The 19007-nt window shown below is 61.4% G+C and carries 16 protein-coding genes and 1 pseudogene; 9 read left to right on the top strand and 8 right to left on the bottom strand.

Features of this window, described 5'->3' with window-relative positions; all coding sequences use genetic code 11:
• Positions 1-16 precede the first annotated feature (16 nt).
• Both SLW75_RS06645 and SLW75_RS06650 read left to right on the top strand, forming a co-directional pair.
• On the top strand, positions 17-640 hold the full coding sequence (locus SLW75_RS06645) for a cytochrome b/b6 domain-containing protein (protein WP_192130106.1): 624 nt from the start codon (positions 17-19) through the stop codon (positions 638-640).
• Positions 633-1403 (top strand): molybdopterin-dependent oxidoreductase, encoded by a 771-nt coding sequence (locus SLW75_RS06650; protein WP_410933964.1) that lies wholly within the window; start codon positions 633-635, stop codon positions 1401-1403. Before SLW75_RS06645 ends, SLW75_RS06650 begins: the two co-directional genes overlap by 8 nt.
• A gap of 1126 nt (positions 1404-2529) precedes the next feature.
• On the opposite strand, the gene efeO (SLW75_RS06655) is transcribed toward SLW75_RS06650, so the two are convergent.
• The 5 genes from efeO (SLW75_RS06655) to SLW75_RS06675 all read right to left on the bottom strand — a co-directional run bounded on the left by efeO (SLW75_RS06655) (position 2530) and on the right by SLW75_RS06675 (position 8107).
• Positions 2530-3354 carry an iron uptake system protein EfeO gene (efeO, locus tag SLW75_RS06655; protein WP_192130107.1) on the bottom strand — a complete coding sequence of 275 codons (825 nt, stop codon included), beginning with the start codon at positions 3352-3354 and terminating at the stop codon, positions 2530-2532.
• A gap of 26 nt (positions 3355-3380) precedes the next feature.
• Positions 3381-4697: an iron uptake transporter deferrochelatase/peroxidase subunit gene (gene efeB / locus SLW75_RS06660; protein ID WP_410930718.1), complete on the bottom strand. Its 1317-nt coding sequence runs from the start codon at positions 4695-4697 to the stop codon at positions 3381-3383.
• A 65-nt stretch (positions 4698-4762) separates the two neighbouring features.
• Entirely contained in the window at positions 4763-5974 is a 1212-nt protein-coding gene (efeO, locus tag SLW75_RS06665; RefSeq protein ID WP_410933965.1) for an iron uptake system protein EfeO, read from the bottom strand.
• Positions 5975-5982: 8 nt separating this feature from the next.
• Positions 5983-6864, bottom strand: a complete 882-nt coding sequence (efeU, locus tag SLW75_RS06670; protein WP_410933966.1) for an iron uptake transporter permease EfeU — start codon at positions 6862-6864, stop codon at positions 5983-5985.
• A gap of 349 nt (positions 6865-7213) precedes the next feature.
• Positions 7214-8107, bottom strand: a complete 894-nt coding sequence (locus tag SLW75_RS06675) for a LysR family transcriptional regulator (protein WP_410933967.1) — start codon at positions 8105-8107, stop codon at positions 7214-7216.
• On the opposite strand from SLW75_RS06675, the gene SLW75_RS06680 reads away from it, so the two are divergent.
• The 3 genes from SLW75_RS06680 to SLW75_RS06690 are packed head-to-tail and all read left to right on the top strand — an operon-like array spanning position 8106 to position 11266.
• Positions 8106-9575, top strand: coding sequence for a CitMHS family transporter (locus tag SLW75_RS06680; RefSeq protein WP_410933968.1), 1470 nt, complete (start codon positions 8106-8108; stop codon positions 9573-9575). The two genes, SLW75_RS06675 and SLW75_RS06680, sit on opposite strands and share 2 nt — an antisense overlap.
• Positions 9576-10952, top strand: coding sequence for an acyclic terpene utilization AtuA family protein (locus SLW75_RS06685; RefSeq protein ID WP_410933969.1), 1377 nt, complete (start codon positions 9576-9578; stop codon positions 10950-10952). It begins immediately after the preceding gene.
• Entirely contained in the window at positions 10949-11266 is a 318-nt protein-coding gene (locus SLW75_RS06690; protein WP_410933970.1) for a hypothetical protein, read from the top strand. Before SLW75_RS06685 ends, SLW75_RS06690 begins: the two co-directional genes overlap by 4 nt.
• Before the next feature lie 380 nt (positions 11267-11646).
• Here the strand turns inward: SLW75_RS06690 and SLW75_RS06695 are convergent.
• Positions 11647-12022: pseudogene (locus tag SLW75_RS06695) on the bottom strand (ATP-binding protein); the annotation flags it as partial.
• A gap of 272 nt (positions 12023-12294) precedes the next feature.
• Between SLW75_RS06695 and SLW75_RS06700 the strand changes: the two are divergent.
• Together SLW75_RS06700 and SLW75_RS06705 are read left to right on the top strand one after the other, a co-directional pair.
• The gene (locus SLW75_RS06700; protein WP_410933971.1) at positions 12295-13578 is read left to right on the top strand and encodes a DUF6861 domain-containing protein; all 1284 of its coding nucleotides are present in this window, start codon (positions 12295-12297) and stop codon (positions 13576-13578) included.
• On the top strand, positions 13575-13922 hold the full coding sequence (locus SLW75_RS06705; RefSeq protein WP_410933972.1) for a hypothetical protein: 348 nt from the start codon (positions 13575-13577) through the stop codon (positions 13920-13922). Before SLW75_RS06700 ends, SLW75_RS06705 begins: the two co-directional genes overlap by 4 nt.
• Positions 13923-14167: 245 nt before the next feature.
• On the opposite strand, the gene SLW75_RS06710 is transcribed toward SLW75_RS06705, so the two are convergent.
• The gene (locus SLW75_RS06710) at positions 14168-15508 is read right to left on the bottom strand and encodes an ATP-binding protein (RefSeq protein ID WP_410933973.1); all 1341 of its coding nucleotides are present in this window, start codon (positions 15506-15508) and stop codon (positions 14168-14170) included.
• Entirely contained in the window at positions 15505-16245 is a 741-nt protein-coding gene (locus SLW75_RS06715) for a response regulator (protein WP_410933974.1), read from the bottom strand. Before SLW75_RS06715 ends, SLW75_RS06710 begins: the two co-directional genes overlap by 4 nt.
• Before the next feature lie 302 nt (positions 16246-16547).
• On the opposite strand from SLW75_RS06715, the gene SLW75_RS06720 reads away from it, so the two are divergent.
• Both SLW75_RS06720 and SLW75_RS06725 read left to right on the top strand, forming a co-directional pair.
• Complete coding sequence (locus SLW75_RS06720) at positions 16548-16811, top strand: DUF2790 domain-containing protein (protein WP_065988652.1); 264 nt, start codon at positions 16548-16550, stop codon at positions 16809-16811.
• Positions 16812-16922: 111 nt separating this feature from the next.
• Positions 16923-18872, top strand: coding sequence for a hypothetical protein (locus tag SLW75_RS06725; protein WP_410933975.1), 1950 nt, complete (start codon positions 16923-16925; stop codon positions 18870-18872).
• Positions 18873-19007 lie beyond the last annotated feature (135 nt).

Consider the following 19007-nt stretch of genomic DNA (forward strand, 5'->3'; position numbering starts at 1 on the left):
TGATGAGTCTCGCACCATGAAAAAAACCAGAATTCATCCATGGCCCATCCGCCTGACGCACTGGATCAATGCCTTCGGCATGGTCTGCATGTTCATGAGCGGGTGGGGCATTTACAACGCATCGCCGCTGTTCAGCTTCACGTTCCCCCGGGATTTCACCCTGGGCGGCTGGCTGGGCGGCGCGCTGGCGTGGCACTTCGCAGTGATGTGGCTGTTGGTGATCAACGGCTTGATCTACGTGCTGTACGGCCTGTTCACCCGGCATTTCAAGCGCGACTTCCTGCCGGTCACCCCCAAGGCCGTCAAGCGCGACATGCTCGATGCCCTGCGTTTTCGACTCAAGCACGAGAAGGGCGTCTACAACGCCGTGCAGCGCCTGATGTATTGGCTGGTGCTGGCCGCCGGCGTGTTGATCGTGCTGACGGGGCTGGCGATCTGGAAGCCCATTCAGTTGCAGGAATTGACTGCCGTGTTCGGCGGCTACGACTTCGCCCGGTACGTGCATTTTGCGGCGATGGCGTTCATTGGCGCGTTCGTGGTGGTGCATCTGGCGTTGGTGCTGATGGTGCCGAAAACCCTGATGCCGATGATCACCGGCGGTACGCGTGGGATTGAGAGCGGGAAGGTCGAGCATGATTGAGCCTAAGAAACGCGCCATTGCGCGCATCAAACTGGAGCCGGCCCAGCAGATCCAGCTGGAGAGCCTGCAGCGTCGGCATTTCCTGAAAGGCGGGCTGACCGTGGGCGCGATGGCGATGCTCACCGGTTGCAACCTGCAGGACGGCGATCAGGTGGATAAGGTGCTGTGGAGCATGTCGCGCTGGAACGATCGGATTCAGGCCTGGCTGTTCAGCGGGCAGAAGCTGGCGCCGACGTTCACCAAGGATCAGGTCCGTAATCCGTTCCCGTTCAATGCGTTTTACAGCGAGGATGATATTCCGGAGCTGGACACGGCGGACTGGAAGCTGGGTGTGTCGGGGCTGGTGCGCGACAAGGCGCCGTGGACGCTGGAGGGATTGCGTAAGTTGCCCCAGCGCAGTGATATCACCCGCTTGATCTGTGTGGAAGGCTGGAGCGCGATCGGGCAGTGGGGCGGTGTGCCGTTGCGCACGTTCCTGGAGCATGTGGGGGCAGATACGACGGCGAAGTTTGTCGGGTTCAAGTGCGCGGATCGGTATTACTCGAGTCTGGATATGCCGACGGCGTTGCATCCGCAGACGCTGCTGGCACTTGATTTTGCCGAGGTGGCGCTGCCGCCGGAGTATGGTTATCCGTTGCGGGTGAGGGTGCCGACGAAGCTGGGGTTCAAGAATCCGAAGCACATCGTTGAGATTGTGGTGAGCAATGATTATCCCGGGGGGTATTGGGAGGATCAGGGGTACAACTGGTTTAGCGGGATTTGAGCCCGGGCTTTTTAGGATCAAGATCAAGATCAAGATCAAGATCACAAGCGTCGGCCTAACGGCCTCGGGTTTCGCCTTCGGCGAGTTACTTGGAAAAGCACCCCAAGTAACCAAGGGTGCCTGCTCCTGGTTTGGCCCGACTTCGTCGGGTTCCCTCACTCCGACGACGCTCCGTGGGCCCGCGCCGAACGGACATCCATGTCCTGACGGCGCTCTCGCCGCATCCATGCGGCTCAGCCCACTGCGCGTCGTCTGCGTTCGGCCTGCACCCAAGTCGCGTTCTGCGGTGTCTGGGCTTTTTGCGTATGAAGATCAAAAGCAGATCAGAAGCAGATCAGAAGCAGATCAGAAGCAGATCAGAAGCAGATCAGAAGCAGATCAGAAGCAGATCAGAAGCAGATCAGAAGCAGATCAAAAGCGGATTGCGGTCTGAGGATACTGGGGACTTGTGGGAGCGAGCTTGCTCGCGAAGGCATTGGTACAGCCGTCAAATAATTGGTGTTTGAAATGCAGCATTCGCGAGCAAGCTCGCTCCACAGGATGGGGGTGCGGTCAGCAAAATTGCTGGCGCCTGGGCTGGCCTCTTCCCGGCTGAAGCCGGTCCTACTGACACCGCATTCATTCCCTCTGATGGTGCCCACGCTCTGCGTGGGTATGCATCTGAGGACGCTCCGCGTCCATTCCCGGCTAAAGCCAGTCCTACAAACACCGCGGTCACCGTAGGACCGGCTTTAGCCGGGAAGCCCTTGATCTGCTTTTGATCTTAATACGCAAAAGGCTCAAACACCGCCAATCGCGACTTGGGTGCAGGCTGAACGCAGGTCTTGCGGAGTGGGCCGAGCCGCATGGATGCGGCGAGAGCGCCGTCAGGGCATGGATGCCCGTTCGGCGCGGGCGCACGGAGCGAGGCCGGAGTGAAGGAACCCGACGAAGTCGGGCCCAACCGGGAGCAAAGCGTTTTTGGTTACTTTTGGGGCGCTTTTGCCAAAAGTGACCCGCCGTAAGGGCGGAACCATAACTTCAGCAAACACAAATAATGGATAGAGCTCCAATCCAACAAACGGCGCGCCCATAAAAAAGCCCGATTGCCAATCTCTCGGCAAACGGGCTTTTCAGCGCATCTAAATCAGTTCAAACCCAATTTTCCGCGCATCTGCGACAGATCTTCAGCCAGCGTATTGACCGGACCCGCCAGCGCCTTGCGGTCCTGCTCCTTCACCTTATCGTACGTCTCGTAGCCACCGTCCTTGGTCTTGTACTTCGCCAGGATTTTGTCCACGGTCGCAAAGTTCTTCTCCACCTTCGCCACGAACGCCTTGTCCGACTGCTCCAACTGCGGCTTGAACAGATCGACGATCTTCTTCGACCCGTCAACGTTGCCCTGGAAATCATACAGATCAGTGTGGCTGTAACGATCTTCCTCGCCCGACAGCTTCGTCGCCGCCACTTCTTCCATCAGCGCAGCCGCACCGCCTACCACCTTCTCCGGCGGGAACGTCATGTCCGCGATACGCGACTGCAGCTCTTTCACGTCAGCCAGCAGCTTGTCCGCGAACACGCCCTGATCCTTGGTCGAATTCTGCGAGAACAACGCATATTCCAGACGGTGGAAACCGGTGAAATCGTCGGCCTTCACGCCGTTTTCGTGATCGTCCTCACGGGAGTCGATCGACGCGTCCAGGTCGCTGAACAGCTCGGCGATCGGCTCGATCGACTCGTACGACAGACGCGTGGTCGGGAACAGCTTCTTCGCCGTCGCCAGGTCGCCTTTCTTGATCGCGTCGGTGAACTTCTGGGTGTCGGCGGCCAGGGTGTCGACGTTTTCCGTCACGTAGATTTTGTAGTCCGAAACCGGCGTGACCAAGTCCAGCGGCGCGGTGGCAGCGAACGCGGACATCGATGTCTGCAATACGCCAAAGGTAAGCAACAACGCGAGAGGCGACTTTTTCATAGAGCTCTTCCTGTGAGGTAAGGGTGTCAGGCAGTTTTTGTTGTCTGGGCAGAGGCGGCCAGCAGCGACCGGCCAATGAAATCGTTGTTGTCGACCACGCCCGGCAGGGTGAAGAAATAACCGCCGCCGATCGGCTTCAGGTACTCCTCCAGCGGCTCGCCGTTGAGGCGTGTCTGCACGGTAATAAAGCCTTTCTCCAGATCCGCCTGATAGCAGATGAACAGCAGGCCCATGTCGAGCTGACCGTTCTTGTTCACGCCGTTCGAGTAGTTGAACGGGCGACGCAGGATCAGGTTGCGCTGAGTCTCCGCCGTGCGCGGGTTCGCCAGGCGGATGTGTGAATCCAGCTTGGTGATCTTGCCTGCCGGGTCATTGTGGTAATTCGGGACGTCGGCTTCGGTCTTGCCGTCCATCGGCGCGCCGGTGGTTTTGACCCGGCCGAAGATGGCTTCCTGTTCCTGCAACGGGGTACGGTCCCAGCGCTCGACGAAGTTGCGGATGATGCGCACCGCCTGATAGCTGCCATTGGCGGCCCAGGCCGGTTCGTCGCTGCCCGGTTGCACCCAGACCAGCTCGTTCATGGTCTTCTGGTTGTTCGAATCCGGGTTGGCGGAGCCGTCGCGGAAACCCAGGAAGTTGCGCGCGCTTTCCGGCGCCTGACCGGGTTTCAGCGGGGCCTGGGCAGGCACGGTGCCTTCCTGTTTCCAGCGCACCAGCAGCAGGTCCGGCAGGTTTTTCACGATGTCGCGCAGGGCGTGAATGTTGCTGTCCGGGGCGTTCGAGCAGAACTGAATGCTCAAGTCGCCGTGGCAGCACTCGGCTTCCAGCGCGTCGTTGGGGAAACCGACCATGCGCTGCAAACGCTTGGGCTTGACGGGTTCGAGACCAAAGCGGTCGTCGAACAGCGAGTCACCCACTGACACGGTGATGGTCAGGTTGTCCGGCGTGACCACCGGGCCGAGGATGCCGGAATCGAGCGGTGGCAGTTTCGGGTCGACCTGGGGCACGGCCCCGCCGGTCATGAGAAACGTGATCCGCTCATTCAAGGTGCGGAACATGCGCTCAAGGTCTTCGCGATCCTGCGCTAGGACGTCGAAGGAAACCAACATCCCTGCCGCAGGGCGCGGGTTGACGATGCCGCTTTGATGCTGACCGTGGAACGCGTTGTGGTCCTGGGTCTTTTCGCTTTTCGGTGCTTCGGTGACCTGCGCCGGCGCGGTGGCGGCGAACGCGTTACCGGTCAGGCTGGCACCGGCCACCGCTGCGCCTGCAGCGCCAAGGCCCAGCAGGACGCGGCGACGGTCAGTAGAGATCGGCGCGTTTTTTGAATCGGAGTCTTTCATGTGAATGCTGTCTTCGCTCTGGTTTCAAGGCCAGGCGGGCGCGTGGGGCGCCCGCCCGGGCACGCTCACAGGCCTGAGAGGCCGAGGGCCGGATCGATTCCATCGAGTGCGTCGGCCAGTGCCTTGGCCTTGTCTGCTATTTGTTTTCGTTGTTCGGTGCTGACCTGGTCGTACGGTTTGAAGCCGTCGGCGGTCTTGAGCATCAGCAGCTGGTCATCCAGTGCGGTGCTCGCGGTGTCGATCTTTTTCAGCACGTCGCCGGACGTCTTGGTCAGCAGCGGACGCAGCAGGTCGATGACCTTGCGCGTGCCTTCCAGGTTGGCGGCAAAGCCGTTCACGTCGAGGTGGCTGTAGCGTTCTTCTTCGCCGTTGTTGCGGACCTCGGCGATGCTGCGCATGTTGCGCACGACCATGCTCGCCAGTTGCTCCGGGGCGATGCTCTGGGCCAACAGTTGCTGTTTCAGGCTGGCGATGTCGGCTTGCAGCTTCTGCACGACCGGCGTCAGGCCATCGACGGATTTCTGCGAGAACAGGCCGAATTCGAGGCGGTGGAAGCCGCCGAAGCCTGGATCCTGTTCGCGTTTCTCGTAGTAGTCGGCGCGGGCGTTGATCGCGTTGTCCAGCTCGGACAGGCGCTGGGCTGCAGGGGCGATACGCTGATAGGCGGCACGGGCCGGCGCGTAGGCTTTTTGCGCCTGGGCCAGATCGCGGCTGTCGATGGCTTGTTGCAGATCGTTCGTTGCGCGGATCAGCGCGCTGCTCTGGGTGCTCAAGTAGACGCGGTATTCGGACAGCGGGCCGATGAAGGCGACCATCGACGGCCGCGCTTTGGCGGCGGCGTCCGACTCAGCGGTTGGCGTCACGTGCAGGGTGCCGCGCGGGTTGCTCAGCAGGCCGCAGGTAATCGCGTAGTCGCCTGGCTGCAGGTTGGCGTTGATGATCTGGCTCAGGCCCGGAACGATGTTTTCGCGTTCTTCCACCACCAGCACGCCGTCGAGGATTTCCCACTCCACGGCGCGATCCGAGGCGTTGACGATGCGGAAGGCGTTCTTGCCGGCCGGCACGGTGATCGAGTTCGGCTCGCAGCTCTTCGCGTTGATGGTCACGACGGTTTCATTGCCGCTGTTGGCGATGCGCTTTTTCTGCGCGGCCTGGGAGGCGAAGTAGAACATGGCGCCGGCGGCGATCATCAGAATCACCGAGCCTGCAACGGCGAACTGCAGGGCGCGTGGGGGCTTGGCTTTCTTCGGAGGAAGGCCGTTGGCAGTGGAGTTCATGAGTGCCCTTATTTGTTCGTAACTGAATTCGTAACTGAAGAAGTGTGGCCGTGTTCATGGGCCGGGCGGGTAGGCAGACTCACCACCCGCGCCTGAGGCTTGAAGAACAGGAACAGCGCAAAGATCAGGTACGCCAGGTACGCCACCAGCACGCTGACGGTCGGCGCATCCTGATAACCGAACATGCCGGCCAGCACCGAACCGGTCGGGCCGTCCATCGGCAGGATCGCGCTGATGTCGAAGACCACGTCCTGGAAGTGGTTCCAGACCCCGGCTTCGTGCAGCGAACGCACCGAGTTGGCGAGAATGCCCGCCGCGACGACGAGGATGAACAGGCCGGTGTAGCGGAAGAACTTGCTCAGGTTCAGGCGCATGCTGCCTTTGTAGATGCCGACGCCGATGCACACCGCGATGATCAGGCCGAACAGCGCACCCAGCGGGCCGGACATGCCTTCGCTCTGCTGGAACACGGCGAGCAGGAAGAACACGGTTTCGAGGCTTTCGCGGGCGACGGCGAAGAACACCATGCCGATCAGCGCGTAGGTCTGGTTTCTCGACCCTGCCAGCGCAGCGTCCAGGGACTGGTGCAGGTCATGTTTGACCGAGCGGGCGACTTTGCGCATCCACACGACCATCGAACTGAGTATCACCACGGCGACGAGGCCGACAATGCCTTCGAACAGTTCCTGCTGCTTTTGCGGGAATTCAGCACTGACCATTTCCAGGCCACCGCCGACGAACAGCGCCAGGGCGACGGCCAGAAACACGCCGATCCACACCGCGGGCATCCACTCGCCACGGCCGGTCTGTCTCAGGTAACTGGCAATGATGCCAACGATAAGCGCGGCTTCAATCCCTTCGCGCAGCATGATCAAAAAAGGAACGAGCATTTATCACCGGTGCAGATCTGATAGGGTGTGCGACGTGAATGCGTCATGTAGCCATTCGCATTCAGCCATTGTGTAACATAATGATACTCATTATTGAATGGGTGTACTGGTTTTTTTGCAAAACCCTGCTTGTTGTGCAGGTGTTCAGGTGGGGTTCAGGCACGGGTAATCGCGGACTGTAGGACCCGGCTTGCTACCCATCAACACTGCTGCAGATAGATGAGTTGTGGGAGCGAGCTTGCTCGCGAAGAGGCTGGTACATCCACTGAAGGTTCGGCGGCTGGAATGCCGTCTTCGTGAGCAAGCTCACTCCCACAGGGGTTGGTGTTTGCCGGCCGACGGGAATTCTCTACGGGTTTTGCGGTGACAGCGCGGTTTTCAGCGTCTCGACAAAGCGCTGGGCTGCCGGGCTCAGGTCCGATCCGGCGCGGGTAATCAACCCGATCTCCCGACACACCCCAGGATGCTCAACCCGTACCTGCGTCAAATCGCCGCGGCCTTCGTCGGCGGATTCCGGCAGCAGCGTCATCCCCAGGCCCTGCCGCACCAGCGCCATGACCGTCGACATGTAGTTCGCTTCCAGCCCGGGCGTCAGCACAAGCCCTTCTTCGGCAAATAACTGTTCCACCCGCTCGCGCACGCTGCTGTCGCGGCCGGTGAGGATGATCGGCTGCCCGGCAAGCGCCTGCAGGGTGACCGAGCGCTCCCGTGCCAGCGGATGATCTGCGGGCACGAACAGGCTCAGCCGGTCCACCATCACCACGTCGAACGCCAGGCCGTGACCCATGCGGGCCCGCACCCCCAGCCCGAAATCCACTTCGCCCTCGCGCACCAGCGCATCGATCCGTTGCGCCACCACGTCACGCAGGCGCACCTCGACACCGGGAAACTGCTCGCGGAAGGCCTTCAGCAGCGGCGGCAGCGTGCCGGAACACATCGACGGCAGGGCAGCGATGGTCACCACGCCCCGGCGCAGTGCCGCCAGATCCCGGGAGCCGCTGACGATGTTGTCCAGGTCCAGCAGCAGTTTCTCCATGGGCCCGCGATTGTTCTGGCCGGCAGCGGTCAGGCTGACCTGGCGCGGGCTGCGCTCCAGCAAGGCGACGCCGAGCCATTCTTCCAGCTGCTGGATCTGCACGGTCAGGGCGGACGGCGACAGGTTCAGCTCCAGCGCCGCTTTGGCAAAGCTGCCGGTATGGGCAACCGTGAGAAAGGCGCGGATGTGCTGGATCGAGTTCTTCATGGCGTTGTTTTCCACGGTTTCGTCACGGCAGTTGATTCGGTTTTTCCGAACGCAGGGCGCCGAACATTTCAATTTACAAAGCTTACCCCCGTTTCGATACTCGATGAAAACAACAACAGCTCGTCCCGCCGCCCGCCGGTCAGGGATGACGAAGGATCACACCATGCTCGCCACCCTCGGTGTCATTACCATCCTCTGCCTGCTCGCCGCCGTCATGAGCAAGCGCCTCTCGCCTCTGGTTGCCCTGATTGCTTTGCCCATCATCGCCGCGCTGATCGGCGGATTCGGGCTGCAAACCAGCGGCTTCATCATCACCGGCATCAAGAACGTCGCCCCGGTGGTCGGCATGTTCGTCTTCGCCATTCTGTTCTTCGGGGTGATGACCGACGCCGGCATGCTCGACCCGATCATCGACCGCATCCTGCGCACGGTGGGCACGCGTCCGACGCGGATTGTCGTTGGCACCGCACTGCTGGCGCTGCTGGTGCACCTCGACGGTTCCGGCGCGGTGACCTTTCTGGTGACGATCCCGGCGATGCTGCCGCTGTACACGCGGCTGGGCATCGACCGGCGGATTCTGGCCTGCGTTGCGGCGATGGCGGCGGGGGTGAATTTCCTGCCGTGGACCGGGCCGGTGCTGCGCTCGTCGGCGGCACTGCACGTGCCGGTATCCGAGCTGTTCCAGCCGCTGATTCCGGTGCAGATCGTCGGCCTGGCGTTTGTCTTCTTCTGCGCCTGGATGCTCGGGCGTCGTGAGGAAAAGCGCCTGGGGCTGGGCCGCTTTCAAAACACCGCCGAGCACATCGATGTGATGCCGCAGCGGGTGCTGACGGAGCAGGAAGCGGTGCTGCGGCGGCCGCGTCTGTTCTGGCTCAACCTGCTGCTGACCATCGCGGTCATGGGGATCATGATCTCTGGCTGGGTCGACCCGGTGGTGATGTTCATGGTCGGCACGGTGCTGGCGCTGTGCATCAACTACCCCAACGTCGACGCCCAGCGCGCGCGCATCGATGCCCACGCAAAAACGGCCCTGACCATGGCCAGCATTCTTCTGGCGGCAGGTGTGTTCACCGGGATCATGCAGGGCACCGGCATGCTCAAGGCCATGGCCGAAGTGGCGGTGGCGCAGATTCCGGCCGGCCATGGCAAGTTGATTCCGATGGTGGTGGGCTTCCTGTCCATGCCGCTGAGCCTGCTGTTCGATCCCGATTCCTTCTATTTCGGGGTGATGCCGGTGATCGCCGAAGTCGGCCGCTCCCTCGGCGTCGATCCGCTGCAAGTGGCCCAGGCGTCGCTGCTGGGCGTGCACACCACCGGCTTCCCGGTCAGCCCGCTGACACCGGCGACCTTTCTGCTGGTCGGCCTGTGCAAGGTCGAGCTGGCTGACCACCAGCGCTTCACCATTCCGTTTCTGTTTGCCGCATCGGTGCTGATGACCCTGACCGCACTGCTGCTGGGAGTGTTTTAAATGAAGACATTACGTATCGGCTCCGGGGCCGGTTATTCCGGTGACCGTATCGAGCCTGCGGTCGAGCTGGCCGAGAAGGGCGAACTGGATTATCTGGTTTTCGAGTGCCTGGCCGAGCGCACCATTGCCCTGGCGCAACAGGCGCGGCTCAGCGATCCCGAAGCCGGTTTTGACCCGCTGCTGAGCGAGCGCATGCGCCGCGTGCTGCCGTTCGTGGGGCTTGGGCTGGGCTCGGCGCGAGAGGCGGGGCAGCGTCGACTGCGGCTGATCAGCAACATGGGCGCGGCCAATCCGTTGGCGGCCGCGGGGGAAGTGCGGCGCATCGCGGTCGAGTTGGGGCTGCACGGGCTGAAGGTCGCGGCGGTGACGGGGGATGACGTGCTCGCTGTGCTCAATGCGAGCCCTGAACAGGTACTGGATAACGGCGCGACGATTGCTTCATTGGGTGATCGGTTGATCTCGGCGAATGCGTACCTGGGCGCCGAGGGAATTGTCGAGGCGCTGAGGGCCGATGCCGATGTGGTGATCACCGGCCGGGTTGCCGATCCGTCGTTGTTTCTCGCGCCGCAGCTCTTTGAGTTCGGCTGGGCAGCAGACGACTGGACGCGGCTGGGACGCGGCACCTTGATCGGCCATCTGCTGGAGTGCGCCGGGCAGATCACCGGCGGCTACTTTGCTGATCCGGGTGTGAAAGAGGTGCCGAATCTGGCGCGCCTGGGGTTTCCCCTGGCGGAAGTCGACGCCGAGGGCAGGGCGGTGATCAGCAAGGTCGCGGGCTCCGGCGGGCGCATCGACACCGCCACCTGCACCGAGCAGATGATGTATGAAGTGCACGACCCGGCGGCGTACCTGACCCCGGACGTGACGGCGGATTTTTCCGGTGTGTCGTTCCATCCAGTTGCCACCAACGAAGTGCGGGCTGAAGGCGCCGACGGCCGTGCGCGTCCGCAGACGCTCAAGGTGTCGGTGGGTTATCTCGACGGCTGGATCGGCGAGGGGCAGATTTCCTACGGCGGCCCCGGCGCCCTGGCCCGGGCGCAACTGGCGCGGGACGTGGTGCTGGAGCGTTTGCAGCTGACCGGCGTGGTCTTTGAGGACGTGCGCGCCGAACTGATCGGCGTGGACGCGTTGCACGGTGCGGCGCTGGGTTCGCGGGCAGCGGCCGAGCCATGGGAAGTGCGCCTGCGGGTCGCCGCTCGCTGTGCAGACAAAGCCGAGGCCGTGCGCATCGGCAATGAAGTGGAAACCCTCTACACCAACGGGCCGTATGGCGGCGGCGGCGCGACCAAGGGCGTGCGGCAAGTAGTGGCAGTGGCGTCGCTGCTCTTGCCGCGGGATGCCGTCAAGGCGCAGGTTCATCTGGAGGACGCATCGTGAGTAGTGTGAAATTGCGCGAGCTGGCCCATTCCCGGACCGGCGACAAAGGCGATACCTCGAATATTTCGGTCATCGCGTTCAACGCGGAAGACTATTCGCGGTTGCTGCAGGCGCTGACGGTCGAGCGGGTGGCTGCGCATTTCGCCGAGCTGCTGGGGGACGATGCCTCTCGGGTGTTTCGGTATGAACTGCCGAAGGTGCATGCGCTGAATTTTGTGCTCCCGGGCATTTTGAAGGGCGGCGTCACACGATCCCTGGCCCTCGATGCCCACGGCAAGGCGCTGGGCGCGGCGCTGCTGGATATTGACGTGTGAGGCTGCGAGTTTTGCGGTGCAGCGGCCGACGCCTTCCCGGCTAAAGCCGGTCCTACGCGGGTGCGGTGTGCCAATGGTGCCGGCGCCAACCGCAATTTTTGGAGGACCGGCTTTAGCCGGGAACAGGCCATCGATCACGGCGCATTCGCCGGATGGACCCACAATCCGATCGTTCCCACTCTCCGCGTGGCAACGCCGCCCCGGACGCTCTGCGTCCAATCCCGGTCGAAGCTGGTTGGGCTGACTGCACGCGGTGCTTTCAGTGGGACCGGCTTTAGCCGGGAATGCGCCGGGCGTCACACTGCAGAATGTTCAGCGCTCACACCAGCTTCTTCCCGGCTGAAGCCGGTCCCACCAGGGATGCTCATCGTCACCACCCTCTAAATATCCGCGATCTTCACCGCCCCCGTCGCTATCCGCGCGGGAAGTTTCAATTGCGCGCACAACCCACCCCCTTCGCGGTTGGTCAGGCTCAACGTGCCGCCTAACGCGATCGTCAATTGCTGCGCAATCGCCAGGCCCAGGCCGGTGTCGCGGTTGCGTGAGCTTTCCACGCGGTAAAACGGTTTCAGCACTTCCGAATTCCCCTTCAGCAATCCCCGGCCCGCGGTCGAGCACGTGCAGCGACAGGCTCTGGTCGGCGTGGGCATTGACTTGGATGTCTGCCGCCCCACCGAACTTCAACGCGTTGTCAGTCAGGTTGACCAGCACCCGGCGCAGGGCGTGGGGGCGGGTGTCGATGACGGCGCCGGTTTTGGCACAAAACTCGAATCTCTCGAAAAGCTTGTTAAACTGCGGAGCATTATGCAGGGCTAGGATCTCTGCATGGAGCAATTGCCGCATGCACCCGGGGTGATGACTATGGTATCGGTGCGGCTTGAGGCATTCGACGTCTCCGGCTAAATGGTTTTCTAGCTTAGGCGTAGGCTTTCGGTAAATTCAAACCCGCATTGGAGGCAACTACCACTCTTTGCAAAGGGCTGAGGTAATAAATAGATCTTCTAAAAAACGTTCCAAGTTGGGATGACGTGGAGCGAAACCTCGATCATAGATTCAACGAGATAAATCAGAGCATCGATCATGGTTTGCAAAGCGCAAACGATAGCTGGGACGGATTCACTCGTCGTATCGGCAGTGCCGCTACGACGGCTTACGGCTACGCGGGCGGCAGCCACATTGACTCTTTACGGCTCGCAGTGGCCATGTCCTACCCAATTGTTCATGCTGACCTGACGCGAAAGTGGGCATCGATCGAAATTGAAAAGATTCTTCCGGTCTTAATGCAGTTAATTCGAGAAGTCGTAATGATTGTGAGTGGGAGCGTCGCGGTCGGGACCCTTGCAGGCGGCATTGCAGGGTCTGTGGCGTTTGGTGCAGGTGCGGCGCCCGGAGCCATGATTGGTGGGAGCATTGGCTTGCAGGTGGGCAACCTAATCCTGATGGCTCTTGGCTTGGCAGCCATAAGTGAATACTTTTGCCGAGGACTGATGCCTTGCGTAATCGCCTTGTACGAAGGCGTAACTATGGCGTGGTGCGCCGAGGATGATTTAACGCCAGCGGGGTTAGATCCTACAGGTGGTTCCGCAGCCATGATAGACGAACGCCTTGGTCGTGCAGCGCGGCAGCTCGCAAGTGGTCAGGAACAACTGGTGTTGCTTCTCTTCACGGCTATCGTCAGTTACCTCAATCGCGGGCGGATAGTGGGTGGTGTGCTCAACACCATGGAAACCGTCGCCACACGAAGTGCAAGCTTGCGGGCCGGAATGCCTGACAGAGAGCTGGCGGCTTGGCTTGAGCGAAATCAGCAAAAGATGCTTTCCAATCCCGAGTTGCGTGTCGATGAGACGAATCCTTCAGCGAAAGTGGCAGAGCCGGATATCGAGCCTTCAAAGAACATTGCGCCTGGCAAGTATGCGAAAAGAACAGATATTGAGTTTCGCTCCGCAGCTGAAGTGAACTCGACGTATCCTGAAGGTTGGTCGCCACCTTATAGACCTGGCACCCGAGTGACAGAATTTACATCCACTGTTGATGACGTCTATGTAAGGGTACATGGAGAGACGAATATGGCGCGCTCGTGGATGATGAAATCAGAGGCCATAAAAGGGCTTACAGCAGCGGAAATAAAGTCTAAATTCGCGCTTCCTGAGCTCCCCACCTTCATGTCAGAAGTATCTGTTCCAGCCGGGACCCGGATCAGGACCGGAGTGGTGAATCCAGTTTTTGGTGGGATGGGTAACGCCACGCAGTACGAGCTGCTTCAACGACTGCCCACCTCCGCGTTTAAAAACACCATAAGGCTTGGCCAATGAATAACATTGCATTTGTGATAGTCCACGGAAAACTTACCATCGGCAACCGAACATTCAATCTTCCGCATCCTGTAGAAGAGGCACTTGCTTATCATGATCTAATCATCGTTCGCGTCGAACCTCCAGCCGGTGTCATTTTCAACAGAAATGTTTATGGGATTAGCCATGAGGGCGAAGTTCTCTGGCAGATAGAAGAAAGCCCCCATGGAACTCAAGAAGACAAGCCGTATGTGAATATCAACATAGGCCAGAACCACGATCTTATTGCGGGCAACTGGAATGGAGTGAGTTATTCCGTGAACCCTGAGAATGGAAAAATCACGGTTGTATCTTTCGACAAATAGGTTAGTCGGGCGTAATGCGCATCCTTGATTCCCGTAATTCCCAAGCTCCGCGTGGCAACGCCGCCCCGGACGCTCTGCGTCCAATCCCGGCTGAAGCCGGTCGTGCTGACTGCACGCGGTGCTATCAGTGGGACCGGCTTTAGCCGGGAATGCGTCAGCCGTCACACTGCAGAATGTTCAGCGCTCACACCAGCCTCTGCCCGGCTGAAGCCGGTCCCACCAGGGATGCTCATCGTCACCACCCTCTAAATATCCGTGATCTTCACCGCCCCCGTCGCTATCCGCGCGGGCAGTTTCAATTGCGCGCACAACCCACCCCCTTCGCGGTTGGTCAGGCTCAACGTGCCGCCTAACGCGATCGTCAATTGCTGCGCAATCGCCAGGCCCAGGCCGGTACCGCCTGTGTCGCGGTTGCGTGAGCTTTCCACGCGGTAAAACGGTTTCAGCACTTCCGATAATTCCCCTTCGGCGATGCCCGGCCCGCGGTCGAGCACGTGCAGCGACAGGCTCTGGTCGGCGTGGGCAATGACCTGAATCTCCGCCGCCCCACCGAACTTCAACGCGTTGTCAGTCAGGTTGACCAGTACCCGGCGCAGGGCGTGGGGGCGGGTGTCGATGACGGCGCCGGTTTTGCCGTGCAACTGCACGTCGCGGCCGACGTCCTGGTAGTCAAACACCAGGCTGTCGAGGAATGAATCCATGTCCACGCGCCGCGCCGTCTCGGTGGATGTGTCCATGCTGCGCGCATACGCCACGCCTTCCTGCACCAGGTGCTGCATCTCGCTCAGGTCGCTCCACAGCTTGTCCTTCTCGATGCCATCGTCCATGAACTCGGCGCGCAGCTTCATGCGGGTGATCGGCGTTTGCAGGTCGTGGGAGATTGCCGCCAGCAGTTGCATGCGCTCCTTCACGTAGGTCGAAATTCGTTGCTGCATGGTGTTGAACGCCACGGCGGCGAAGGCCACTTCGGTCGGGCCGGTTTCATCCAGGCGAATGCCTTCGCCGTTCGGGTCCAGGTTATCGACGGCGTGGGACAGGCGCGTCAGCGGGCGAATGGCCGTGCGCACGGCCAGCCAGGTGCAGGCAAACAGCAGCACCAGTTGGCCGATCAACAGCAACGGCAGCCAGGGTGACAGCGGCGTGATGCGCGGGTGCATGTCAATTGTCAGCGGGCTGCCGTCTTTCAGCGTCAGGTGCGCTTGATAGTGCAGTCGGGTGTCGGGAATGTCCGTGAACGTCAGCGCGTAATCACGGCCGAGGCTGCGCTGCATGGAATGCACGGATATCGGCGCTGTGCTCATATTCATCGGCGCGCCGGTCTCTCCGGCACCCAGGATGTAGCGACAATTGGGGCTCTCGAACCGTGGCAACCAGGCCTGACGCTCGTCGGCGGGCAAGCGTTCCAGAACGGCCACGGCGGTGCTCAGGTCCCGCTCCAGATTGCCCAGCATCAGCGTCATTGCGCTTTGGTAGCGCTCATAGAATTGCAGGCCAAACGACAGCCCGTGGGCCAGCACCAGGCTGATCAGGAAAATCAGCGAAAGCCGTGACGCCAGGGTGCGCGGCCATCCGAAGCTCAGCTTCATGGGCTTTCCCCGAGAATTTCCACGGCGTAGGTAAAGACGTAACCCTCGTTACGCACGGTCTTGATGTAGGCCGGGTCGCGGGCGTCGTCGGCCAGGCGCTGACGCAAGCGGCTGACCAGCAAGTCGATGGAGCGGTCGAACAGATCGGCGTCGCGGCCCTGGGTCAGGTTCAGCAGTTGATCGCGACTCAGCACACGCTGAGGGTGATCGAGGAAGGTGCGCAGCAGGCGGTATTCCGCGCCGCTGAGGGTGACCACTGTGCCCTGGGCGTCGAGCAAGTGGCGGGCGGTGGTGTCCAGCTGCCATTTGCCGAAGGCCAGCAAACGACCGGCTTCGGTGACGATCAGGTTCGGCGGCAGCATGCGGGTGCGGCGCAGCACGGCGTTGATCCGCGCCAGCAGTTCCCGGGCGGCGAAGGGTTTCACCAGGTAGTCGTCGGCGCCCATTTCCAGGCCGATGATGCGGTCGGTTTCGTCGCTGCGGGCGGTGAGCATCAGCACGGGTGTGGTTTTGTGCTTGCCGGTGCGCAGCTCGCGGCACAGCTGCAGACCGTCGTCGCCGGGCATCATGATGTCGAGCACGATCAGGTCGACGGGCGTCGACTCCAGAAACGCGCGCATCTGCCTGCCGTCCGCCACCACCGTGGTGCGCAGGCCGTTCTTCTTCAGGTAGTTGCCGACCAGCTCCCGAATCTCGCGATCGTCATCGACAATCAGAATGTGATCGACGTGCTCCATTGCCGCTGCTCCCGCGTTCATTGATGTGTGGCGCATCTTAACCAGTCGCGCGTGACTTGCCTGCGGGCGTTTGTATTCCACTGTATCTGGCGCTGCCGGGCATACATGGGCATGCAAAAGGCGGGTTTTCGGCGCGAATGTATCGCTGTGTATCTGCAGCGGGCTCTGACACGTGAGGATGATTTTCCAGCCGTTCGCGACACAAGCGGGATACCTGCGGGGCGTTCAATGGGACCCATCGAGACGACAGACGCACCGTCTCGAACCCCAACCGAACGACCCTTTGCATACCGGAGCACATCATGAATTGGAAGAACCTCAGCATCGCCACCCTGTTTGCCGCCCTGAGCCTCAGCGCTCTCACCGCACAAGCCCAACCCGTTGCTCAAGCGCACACTTATATGTACGGCGATCACCTGGACATCGCCAAGGCCCTGTCCACCGAAGTCGATTCGACGCCGGTGTGCGGCGTGGTCAATGCCCACCTGCGCTACCTCGATTCCCAAGGTCAGCAGCAGACCCTGAACTACGAAACCGTTGCCCAGAACTGCCCGCAGGACAACTGAGGCTGGCCGGTAGCGGCAACACGCAAGTGGGCGGTGATCGGGCGGCAGGAGTAAGCTGTGCTCCTTTTTGACTGCCCGCGCCCACGCGCCGCCCAGGACCTGACGCCCGCAATGAGATCACCCGCTGCCTTCGCGCCCCCGCCGTCGTTGTTTTTGCCCCTGACCGAAGAGGTGTGCAAGGGCCTGGCCGCTGGCGAATCGCTGGACGATTTCCTGAGTGAGGCGGGCCGGCCGCAACTCGCCGCGCTGATGCTGCTGCTCAATCTGAAGGCGCTGGTCGCGCAAAACACCGCCGTCGAACAGCTCGAACGCATGCTCGATGATGTCCTGCGCGCGGCCGCTTCCGTTGAAGAAGCGGGCGGTCGTTTTGCCGATCTGGTGCGCGGCAGGTTCACAGTCGACCATTTGGCCGCAGGGCTCTCGGTGCTTGAAGTCGCCGGCGTCAGTCTGCTCGAAGACGCGGACATTGAGCAGCAGGATTACCTCGACGGGGAAGGGCAGTGGGACTTCGGCTTTGGCCTGCGCCATCGCGCCAAACTCGAACCCCTGACCCGCGAGGTCGTGATGCCGTCCGGCGATGTCCTGCGCCTGAGCGATCAGCAGAGCCGGATCTTCGACGAGTTCAAGGTCTGCAACGAAGAGTCGTTCCACCTCCAGGCCTACGCCGGGGTGGGCAAGACGTATCTGCTGGCGAAGTTCTTCGAGGTCCTGGTCCCGGAAAAGACCCTGCTCATGGCGACCTTTCCGGGCCAGGTGAGCGCGCTTCAGGCGCGGGTGCGTCAGGCCAATCCCGACGCGCGGATCAATGCGTGCACGTTTGGCCACATGGCCAACCTGCTGCTCAACCGCGACTTGACCGCGCGCGGCTGGCGCAACACCGACATTCAGCGGACCGGCGCCAGTTCACTGGTCGATGACCGGCAAGTGGCGCAGTGGCTGAACCTGCAAGCCGTGGGCAAGCTGCAGCCCCGTGAAGTGGCCCGGGTCTGTCGCGCCACCGTGCACAGTTTCAGCCTCTCGCCGCTGGCGAATATCGAAGCGCGGCACTTGCCGTCGCTGGGGCACGCAGCGAGTCAGGCGGACATCGCCCTGCTGCTGGAATACAGCCGCCTGCTCTGGCGCGAGACGGTCAGGCCGTCGGCGCCGCACATTCGTCTGCCAATCCGCAACAGCCACCGGATCAAGTTCCTGGCGCTGACCAGTGAAGTGATCCCTGAGAACTACAGCCACATCATCATCGACGAAAGCCACGAACTGACGTCGCCGATGGTGCAGATCCTTGATCGCAGTCCCCAGGCGGTCATTACGTTGGGCGACGAATTCCAGCAGCTCAGCGGCAAGACCCCGCGCCACGGCGGCTTCATTCGCCAGCGTTTCATGACCCAGTCGATCCGCGCTGGCAAGCAAATGGCCGACGTGCTCAACCCGATGATTCAGTTGCACCCCAGCGACATCAAGGAAGGCTTCGTGGGCCGCGCACCGCACCCGACGCGGGTCATTGGCCACGGCGTCATGCCGATTCCGGAAAAACCCACAACGATTCTGGTCGCCAACGAATGGGGCTTGTTTGCCTGGTTCAAGCGCCTGACCGAAGCCGGCGCGCGCTTTCAAATGCCGCCGCGCACCCTTGAAAATCTCACGCTGTTCGTCAAAGGCCTGGACCTGCTCTACCGTGAAGACCTGCGCCCGCAACACCGGCTGATCTTCCGCTTCGCCTACTGGGACGCGCTGGCCTCGGCCATGGGCGGCAGCCATGAATTCAAGGCGATGCACGAGTGGCTCGGCCAGGGCAACCGGCTGCAGGACTTCATCGACACCACCCAAAGGTTCTGCAACGACCCGGCCGCCATTCTCAAACTGGCGAAAGTCGAAGACGTGAAGAACCAGGAGTTCGACTCTGTGTTGCTCTCCCGCGACCTCATGCGCCCACCGCGTGAAGGCTCGACGCATTCACTGGCCAGCGTGTGCTCGCTGCTCTACACCGCCAGCTCCCGCGCCCGGCACGAACTGCTGCTGCCGGGGAACATGAATGACTGGTTGCAGGATTTGGGGCGTAAGTAGAGGGCGCTTCTGATCCAGACGCCGCGCTGCCCGCTGGAACTGATTTACCTGTGGGAGCCGAGCTTGCTCGCGAAGGCTTCCTGTCAGTCACCAGAGAAAGTGGCTGAATGTTTGGGCCCTTTCATGAGCAAGGTG

The organism is Pseudomonas sp. W5-01, assembly GCF_046540435.1.
In the GTDB taxonomy this organism is placed as follows: Bacteria; Pseudomonadota; Gammaproteobacteria; order Pseudomonadales; family Pseudomonadaceae; genus Aquipseudomonas; species Aquipseudomonas graminis_B.